The following is a 1,695-nucleotide window of genomic DNA, read 5'->3' as shown; positions in this document are numbered from 1 at the left end:
TCCATGCGTTCGGCCAGTCGCCTGATCTGCCAGCGACCGATTCCGGCCCCGACGATCGGGACATCCCGCGGCAAGGTCCCGGCAACCAGAGACGCTGCATCGTGCACTTTGCGCAGTTGCTGCTCGCTGAACCAGCGCGCGACTTCACCCCATTCCGGCGGGGTCAGGTCAGTGGCGTCGCGCCCCACCATGCGCGCCAGCCGCGCGATCGAGCCGTCCACGGTCTTTTCCTTGCCGTCGGCGGGAGGGTGCCTGTCGTCGTCCTCGTCGAGCACGCCCAGGATGCGATGCGCGTCGGCGATCGAGGCGAAATACTCGTTCATCAGCGGCGTTAGCCTGCCATGGACGGGAGCCGACGAGGCTACGCCGAACAGGAATGTCCTGGTAAAGCCGGTATAGACCAATTCGCCGGTTAGAAGCCGTCCGGCGTCGGTGTAGCCGTCATTGGCCACGGCGCCGTTCTTGATGGCGATAATATCGGTGGTGGTGGAGCCCATGTCGACGAACAGGGCATCGCCGGCGAGTTTTGCCACCAACAAGGCTGTCGCGTGCCAATTGGCAGAAGCCACATCGGCGCCTAACTGCGCTGCCTGCTCGACCCCGACGAAACCGGATGGTCCGGCATAGACCAGCTTTTTGTCTGTGGGGAAATGGGTGGAAATCTGACCCAGCAGAGCCGCTACGCCGACATCGCGGGACGGAAAGATGTCCGACAGTTCGCCTGTCATGGTGAATGCGTTGAGATCCGCACCCGCGTAGATCGGAGCCGTTTCGTCGAGGGCTGAAGCCAGCTTGTGCAGGCCTTGCCAGAGCGGCGTTGCGATCGTTACCGCCTCGACGATGCGACCGTCTTGTGCGCGGGTCACCTTCAGATGCGCGCCGCCAATGTCGAAACCGGCAATGATGCCCTTTCTTTTTTCCACGCTTCAAGCTTTCATGACGGGGGCAATTGGTCGGTGAAAAAAGCGTTGCGTATTATTCCGGTTCTCGACCTGAAAGACGGCGTGGTGGTTCGCGCCCAGCAGGGAAAACGCGATCGCTACAGGCCGATCGTTACGCCTCTCAGCCGAAGCCCCGATGTCGTCGCGGTCGCTGAAGGACTGCGTGGGCTTTATCCTTTTTCGACCTTCTACATCGCAGATCTGGACGCTATCGAAGGCGGAGCGCCAAACAGCGGCGCACTCGCCCGGCTGAGGACGATGGCGGAGCCGCCGGCACTTTGGGTCGATGCCGGCGTGGCCGACGAAAAGACCCTTTTGGCGGCGCTTGCCGAACGCTCGCTGTCTCCTGTTCTGGGCTCTGAATCGCAGCGGGACGACATGTTGCTGCGGCGTTTTTGCGATCATCCCGATCTCATCCTGTCCCTTGATTTCATCGGCGATAGTTTTTGCGGACCGCGTTCTCTTCTCGAAGAGCCCGAGCTTTGGCCGCAAAAGGTGATTGTCATGACGCTGGCCAAGGTCGGTGCGGCCGCCGGTCCTGACTTCGGGCGGTTGCAGGAGGTCAAGGCCAAGGCCGGAAATCGCGCCGTCATCGCGGCCGGCGGCGTCCGAGATGAGGCCGACATCAGCGCCTTGTCCGCGATGGGTGTCGCCGCGGCGCTGGTCGCAACCTCATTGCACAACGCTACGCTCACACCCGGCCGCCTCGCGTCACTCGGCGCCTGATCATCGTTGCTCATCGGCTCCCGAAGGA

The 1,695-nt window shown here is 62.5% G+C and carries 2 protein-coding genes; one reads left to right on the top strand and one right to left on the bottom strand.

Going from position 1 to position 1,695, the window contains the following annotated elements:
* Positions 1 to 923: hydantoinase/oxoprolinase family protein (locus tag EOC06_RS32135; RefSeq protein WP_245470273.1), on the bottom strand; the 923-nt coding region annotated here is incomplete at its 3' end.
* Here EOC06_RS32135 and EOC06_RS32130 point away from each other — a divergent pair.
* The gene (locus tag EOC06_RS32130) at positions 873 to 1,667 is read left to right on the top strand and encodes a HisA/HisF-related TIM barrel protein (protein WP_245470271.1); all 795 of its coding nucleotides are present in this window, start codon (positions 873 to 875) and stop codon (positions 1,665 to 1,667) included. The genes EOC06_RS32135 and EOC06_RS32130 overlap by 51 nt on opposite strands.
* Positions 1,668 to 1,695: the final 28 nt, after the last annotated feature.

Origin of the sequence: Mesorhizobium sp. M7A.F.Ca.MR.362.00.0.0, assembly GCF_004023175.1 — a bacterium.
GTDB lineage: Bacteria > Pseudomonadota > Alphaproteobacteria > Rhizobiales > Rhizobiaceae > Mesorhizobium.
The sequence above is the reverse complement of the archived record's forward strand: the minus strand, read 5'-3'. Positions and strand labels throughout refer to the sequence as shown.